Source organism: Sporosarcina sp. NCCP-2222 (assembly GCF_023168145.1).
In the GTDB taxonomy this organism is placed as follows: domain Bacteria; phylum Bacillota; class Bacilli; order Bacillales_A; family Planococcaceae; genus Sporosarcina.
Window position 1 is genome coordinate 288,939 of sequence record NZ_BQYK01000003.1, and the last position, 7,071, is coordinate 296,009.

The 7,071-nt window shown below is 46.3% G+C and carries 6 protein-coding genes; all 6 read right to left on the minus strand.

Annotated elements, in window-relative coordinates; all coding sequences use genetic code 11:
* Nucleotides 1–879, minus strand: coding sequence for an aspartate carbamoyltransferase catalytic subunit (locus NCCP2222_RS08220; RefSeq protein ID WP_248511383.1), 879 nt, complete (start codon nt 877–879; stop codon nt 1–3).
* 199 nt (nt 880–1,078) lie between these two features.
* Nucleotides 1,079–2,365: a solute carrier family 23 protein gene (locus NCCP2222_RS08225; protein ID WP_248511384.1), complete on the minus strand. Its 1,287-nt coding sequence runs from the start codon at nt 2,363–2,365 to the stop codon at nt 1,079–1,081.
* A gap of 27 nt (nt 2,366–2,392) precedes the next feature.
* Nucleotides 2,393–2,932 carry a bifunctional pyr operon transcriptional regulator/uracil phosphoribosyltransferase PyrR gene (gene pyrR / locus NCCP2222_RS08230; RefSeq protein WP_248511823.1) on the minus strand — a complete coding sequence of 180 codons (540 nt, stop codon included), beginning with the start codon at nt 2,930–2,932 and terminating at the stop codon, nt 2,393–2,395.
* Between the two features lie 212 nt (nt 2,933–3,144).
* Complete coding sequence (locus tag NCCP2222_RS08235) at nt 3,145–4,059, minus strand: RluA family pseudouridine synthase (RefSeq protein ID WP_248511386.1); 915 nt, start codon at nt 4,057–4,059, stop codon at nt 3,145–3,147.
* On the minus strand, nt 4,059–4,535 hold the full coding sequence (lspA, locus tag NCCP2222_RS08240) for a signal peptidase II (protein ID WP_248511392.1): 477 nt from the start codon (nt 4,533–4,535) through the stop codon (nt 4,059–4,061). Before lspA ends, NCCP2222_RS08235 begins: the two co-directional genes overlap by 1 nt.
* A gap of 177 nt (nt 4,536–4,712) precedes the next feature.
* Nucleotides 4,713–7,071: isoleucine--tRNA ligase (gene ileS, locus NCCP2222_RS08245; RefSeq protein ID WP_248511393.1), on the minus strand; the 2,359-nt coding region annotated here is incomplete at its 5' end.

Consider the following 7,071-nt stretch of genomic DNA (forward strand, 5'->3'; position numbering starts at 1 on the left):
TCATTGTCTCCCCTTTGATATCATGTCTAGAATTGCCGCTCTTACGTAAACGCCGTTCTCAACTTGCTTGAATATGCGGGAACGTCCGCACTCAATTAAGGAATCTGCTATTTCTACATCCCGATTGACTGGTGCCGGGTGCATGATGATCGCTTTTTCCTTCATCATTGTCTCCCGTTCAACAGTCAGTCCGTACTGTGCATGATAGCTTTCTTTCGTCATTGACGTTTGCTCATCATGCCTTTCATGCTGAACACGAAGGAGCATGACGACATCACTTGTTCCAATGACTTCATCCCAACAATTCACACAATCAAACTCTCCTGCCCACTCTGGTGGACAGAGGAACGTAACTTCCGCGCCAAGCCGTTTCAGTGCATCCGCATTGGAACGGGCTACCCGGCTATGGGCAACATCCCCTGCAATCAATACCTTCAAGCCTTCAAAACTGCCAAACTCCTCTTTGATTGTGTACAAGTCCAGTAAGGACTGTGTCGGATGCTGGCCGGAACCGTCACCTGCATTGATCAATGAAACATTGACGTTGTCGAGCAACGGCTCATAATAGCCATCTTCCGGATGCCGGATAACCAATGCATCTAGGCCGATCGCTTCCAACGTTTTCACAGTATCGTAAAGGCTCTCTCCTTTTAATGCACTGGAGAAACCAGGTTCGAACGGAAGGACATCAAGACCCAGTTTCAACTCCGCCATCTCGAAACTCGTTTTAGTTCTTGTACTCGGTTCGAAAAACAAATTGCTGATTATGTATGGAGATGGTGTTTGACGAATCCCATATTTCTTGAATTGCTCTGCACGTTCCAGGATCATCATGATTTCGTCAGTTGAAAGATGTTTCATAGATAGTAGATGTTTCATTTTTATTCCCTCCTAATTGTTCTACCTTTGCCTGCTTTGTTCTGTCGTCCTATGTTCCATGCTTACGCAAAAAACGAGCTTTTCCAGTGGTGGAAAGGCTCGTTTAAAGAGACGGCTCTGCCATGTCCCTCATGAAGGGGCATGACATTCGTCAATCGAACCTTTCCTTGCCTCTCTGGACAATGTTAAAAGGTCTTACTTATTCAGTTTCATCCATCATGGTTTCGTTCTTTCTTCCAGGAAGCACAAGGTTCAAAACAACTCCGACAATCGCTGCCAGTGCCATGCCGCCTACTTGGAATGTTTCACTAATGTGGATGGAAGCGCCGCCTACACCAATGACTAGGATGATAGAAGCGATGACCAGATTCCGCTGTTCTCCAAAATCCACCTTGTGGTCAACCAACATCCGAAGTCCGGATGAGGCGATAATACCGAAGAGGAGAATGGACACGCCGCCGAGAACCGCGGTTGGGATCGTTGTAATGGCGGCCATCACTTTGCCCATAAAGGAAAACAGGATGGCGAATACAGCTGCTCCGATGATCACATAAACGCTGTAAACTTTCGTAATTGCCATAACCCCGATGTTTTCACCGTAAGTCGTTTTCGGAGGTCCGCCGAGCAATCCGCTTATGAATGTCCCTAAACCATCACCGAGTAAAGAACGGTTCAATCCTGGGTTTTTAATGAAATCCCGTTCCACAACACGTCCGAGGACGAGCTGATGTCCAATATGCTCAGATATGGTTACAATAGCGATCGGCACCATGATGGCGAGCAGTGTTGGCGTGATGACGAATTCATAATCGACACCCGGGATCAGAAAATCAGGAATTTGAATGAAGTCCGCTTTTCTAATTGGTGCAAAGTTGATGATGCCAATTTGCCAAGAATACAAGTAGCCCACCACAATCCCGATCAAGACCGGCATCAAGCTGATGACTCCTCGGAAAAACATCAGGCAGATGATCGATGTCAGCAACGTAACAAGCGCTGCGGAAAAATGTAGAAGACTGTATGTTTGAACGCCGTCCACTTCGATCATGCTGGCCATTTGCACTGCTACCGGCGCAACACCGAGCCCGATTACCATAATGACCGGTCCTACGACAACCGGTGGCAGGATTTTCATAATCCAGCGATAGCCGGTTTTCCAGATGACCAGCGCCACGAGTGAATAGACCAGAGCAACAAATAAACTACCGATCATAGCGCTTCCTATACCACCAGAGTTCGTTGCCGCAATAATTGGTGCAATGAAAGCGAATGATGACCCTAAATAAGCGGGTACTTGAAATCTTGTGACCAGAACGAAGACCAGTGTGGCAATTCCGCTCGTCAACAAGGCGATCGCCGGGCTTAATCCTACTAACGTCGGCACTAATATTGTCGCTCCGAACATGGCAAACATATGCTGCAAGCTAAGAACCAACCATTTGCCCGCTTGTGGCCTTTCATGTACATCCAATACTTTGTCGCTCATGTTCCTGTACCTCCGTTATCCAATTCTCTATTTAATGTGGATAGTGACGCCGTCTTTGCCATCTTCTTCATTCACATTGACGACAACACGCTCTTCGCTTGATGTCGGGATATTCTTTCCGACGAAATCTGGCCGGATCGGTAATTCACGATGGCCCCTGTCTACCAGCACTGCAAGTTGAATGGCTGCAGGACGCCCCAAATCCATAACCGCATCCATCGCAGCTCGCACTGTTCTTCCCGTATAAAGGACATCATCCACAAGAATCACTTTTTTATTGTTCACGTCGTGCTGAATATCTACTTGGTGCACTTCCGGTTCCTGGCTTTCATGCTTGAGTTGCAAGTCATCCCGATATAAGGTGATGTCTAATTCACCCGTTAGAATTGGCCGGCCTTCTATCTGTGCTATCTTGTCCGCAAGACGTTTTGCCAATACGGCCCCTCTTGTTTTAATTCCGACCAGAATACATTCGTCAATTCCCCGATTCCGCTCAATGATTTCATGAGCAATCCTTGTGACCGCCCTTGCGATAGCTTGTTCATCAAGAATATTAGCTTTTTCCACCAAATCGTACCCCTCCGATTGTTGTATTGATCTCATAAAAAAACCCTCCAGCCAATTATGGCGGGAGGGCATACGTACAGAAAAATTCATACACGAATTGCGCGCAGCAATTCTACTGTACTTCCGTGCAACCTTCCCAGCCTCTCTGGACTGTCTTTAAAGGTATCGCTATTCATTTGCTGTGATTAGTATACTGCCATCTATTTCCGAAGTCAATGCTTTTCTTCACGCATTTTTTCGAGGAGTTGTTGGAAGTCCTCTGGCAATGGCTTGGAAAACTCCATATATTCACCCGTTGAAGGATGGTCAAAGCCGATAATGCCGGCATGCAGGACTTGTCCGTCGAAGTTAATGGTCTTCTTTGGCCCATACTTCGGGTCACCTGCCAGCGGGTACCCAATATATTTCATATGCACACGGATTTGGTGAGTCCGGCCCGTCTCCAGCCGGCATTCAACTAAAGTGAAATCACCGAAACGTTCGAGTACTTTAAAATGGGTCACTGCATGCTTGCCATGATCAACAACCGTCATACTTTGACGGTCTCTCGGATCTCGCCCGATCGGTGCGTCAATTGTACCGTTATCATGCGGAATATGGCCATGCACGAGCGCGGTATAGACACGGGTCACTGTCTTCGCTACTAATTGGTTGACTAGCGACACATGTGCCTTATCATTCTTCGCCACCATCAAAAGACCCGATGTATCCTTGTCAATCCGATGGACAATACCAGGGCGCAGGACGCCATTAATGCCGGATAGATCCGTACAGTGATGCATCAATCCGTTTACGAGCGTGCCGGAGAGGTGGCCAGGAGCAGGATGGACGACCATACCGCGTGGCTTATTGACGACGAGCACATCGCTATCCTCATATACGATTTCCAAATTAAGATCTTCCGAGACTATATCCAGTTCTTCAGGTTCAGGCTCCGTAACTGTTACGACATCACCCTGTTTTACTTTCATATTGGGTTTTACGGTCATGTCATTTACTAAAACAGCCCCGTCCTTCACCCACTGTTGAATTTGCGTGCGTGACCAGTCTGGATTATAGAGGGAAAGTGCTTTATCAATCCGATTCCCTTCCAGCTGCTCTGTTATTTGTATTTCGTGTTGTTCCATTAAGACACCTTTTTCTTATTCTTTTTTTCTTCCGCTATGACATGGATGATGATTAATACGACACCAATCGTTAATGCGGCATCTGCCACATTGAAAATCGGGAAATCATATTTAATAACTGGAATGAGAACGTCTACAAAGTCGACTACTTCCTTGCGCCAAATCCGGTCTATGAAGTTTCCGATGGCACCACCGAGCAGAAACATGAGGCTGATGGCAAACAGGCGATTCGTTTTACCTTCCTTCTGGAAGAAATAAATGATGCCCACAACAACCAGCAGCGTCACCACATAGAATAACCACATTTGCCCCTCCAGCATCCCCCATGCCGCTCCCCGGTTGCGGTGCGATAAGAGCCCGATATATGGGTCCCAGATGGAGATTTTCTCACCGAGCTCCATATTTTTCACAACAAGCCATTTTGTCAATTGATCCAGCAGGATGACTATAATGGCAATTCCGTAGTAAATAACCACTCGACTAAACCCCCGTCCGACAGATTCTGATTCATTTTACCACAAAAAGAAGGAGGAAATGAAATGTGAGTCAAAACAAGATCGCTATATCAATAATTTTTCATTCAAAAAACGGCGGAGGTCATGATCGGTTCCTCCGCCGTTCCTTGTAAAATTATTTTAATGCAGCTGCTACTCTTATACGTAGTATGTTTTCACAACGTCTGCGCATCGTTCACAAAGTGCCGGGTGGTCAGCATCGGTGCCGACTGTTTCAGAAATGGTCCAGCATCTTTCACATTTCTCACCGTCCGCCTTCTCGACTAAAATACTCGCGTTATCCAATTGCAAGGAAGCCGCTGGCATTTGATCCATCGCCGCTTCTTCGAATTGGGAGACGATGAAGAACTGAGCCAAATCGATATCTCCAGCATCCAAGATTCCTTTCATCTTGTCAGGCAAGGCAACCGTCACTTTTGCTTCAAGTGATTTTCCGATTACTTTTGCATTCCGTGCCTCCTCTAACGCTTTCAATACATCATCACGGACGAACATCAATTTTGCAAATCGCGCACGAAGCTCTTCTGCACCTTCCAGCTCCACGCTTTCCGGCATATCGACCAATTGTACACTTTTCTCCTGAACGTGCTCCAAATACGCCCACATTTCATCTGCAGTATGCGGAAGAATCGGTGATAACAGTTTTAATAAAGTAACAAGCGATTCATACATAACCGTTTGCATCGCACGGCGGTGTGGATGATCTTTCCCCTCGATATAAACAACATCTTTCGCAATATCAAGATAGAACGAGCTCAATTCATTTGTACAGAAGTTATTTACAGCGTGATATACATCTGCAAAATGGTACGTTTCGTATGCATTGTGCACTTCATTGATCAAGTCTTGCAATTTCACATACACGTATTGATCGACCGGCCGCAAGTCTGCGAACGGCACACTGTCAACAGATGGATTGAAATCAGACGTGTTGCCGTGCAAGAAACGGAGTGTGTTCCGGATTTTACGGTACACTTCCGATACTTGCTTGAAGTTTGAATCAGATACCCGGACATCTGCTGTATAGTCAACAGAAGAAACCCATAAGCGTAAAATATCAGCTCCGAGTTGATTCACCACTTTTGCCGGAACGATTGTGTTGCCTAGTGATTTACTCATTTTCCGGCCTTCGCCGTCCAATGTAAAGCCATGGCTCAATAATCCTTTATAAGGCGCGATGCCGTTAATGGCGACACTTGTCGTCAACGAGGAGTTGAACCAGCCTCGGTATTGGTCTGACCCTTCCAAATAAAGATCAGCAGGGTAGACAAGGTCATCGCGCTCTACTAAGACACCTTGGTGTGTGGAACCGGAATCGAACCAAACGTCCATGATATCCGTTTCTTTCGTAAACTGTCCATTCGGGCTGCCTTCGTGCGTAAAGCCTTCGGGAAGAAGTTCTTTCGCATCCCATTCAAACCAAATATTTGAACCGTGCTCACGGAACAATTTTGCTACATGTGCAATCGTTTCGTCGGTAATGATCTCCTGGCCATTTTCCGTATAGAATACAGGGATTGGAACACCCCAGACGCGCTGACGGGAAATACACCAGTCTCCACGATCACGGACCATATTATAGAGCCGTGTTTCGCCCCACTCCGGTGTGAACTTCGTATTGCGGATCGCTTCAAGCAATTCACCGCGGAATGATTCAATGGAAGCAAACCATTGCGCAGTCGCACGGAAGATGACAGGCTTCTTCGTGCGCCAGTCATGCGGATACGAGTGAGTAATGAACGATAATTTCAAAAGCGCGCCGGCTTCATCCAATTTCTTCGTCACTTCTTTATTTGCATCCTCATAAAACATTCCTTCGAATCCAGGAGCTTCGTCTGTCATGACACCACGGTCATTGATCGGTGAAAATGCCTCAATTCCATATTGCTTGGAGACATAAAAATCGTCTTCCCCGTGTCCCGGAGCTGTATGAACACAGCCAGTACCCGCTTCAGCCGTGACATGCTCTCCTAACATAACGAGAGAATCACGATCATAGATTGGATGCTTCGCAATAACACGATCCAAATCAGATCCTTTGATTTCTTTTAGAACTTCATATGTTTCCCAGCCAATATCTTTCGCCACATGTTCAACGAGATCTTTCGCAAGCAGGTACTTTTCCCCACCTGTCTCGACAACAGCGTACGAGAATTCGGGGTGTAATGAAATTCCTAAGTTTGCTGGAATTGTCCATGGTGTCGTTGTCCAGATGACGATTTTCACATCTTCTTCTACGACCCCGCGGCCATCTTTGATTGGAAATGCAACATAGATGGAAGGTGATTTCTTATCTTTATATTCAATTTCCGCTTCAGCAAGTGCAGATTCACTGGACGGAGACCAATAGACTGGCTTAAGGCCTTTGTAAATATAACCTTTCTTTGCCATTTCCCCAAACACTTCGATTTGCCTTGATTCGAATTCAGGCTTCAGCGTGATATATGGGTTTTCCCAATCGCCGCGCACTCCAAGCCGTTTAAACTCCGTACGCTGA

Coding starts and splice junctions, on each gene's coding strand:
- NCCP2222_RS08220 (WP_248511383.1), bottom strand. CDS start 879: ATGAAACATCTACTATCTATGAAACATCTTTCAACTGACGAAATCATG.
- NCCP2222_RS08225 (WP_248511384.1), bottom strand. CDS start 2,365: ATGAGCGACAAAGTATTGGATGTACATGAAAGGCCACAAGCGGGCAAA.
- NCCP2222_RS08235 (WP_248511386.1), bottom strand. CDS start 4,059: ATGGAACAACACGAAATACAAATAACAGAGCAGCTGGAAGGGAATCGG.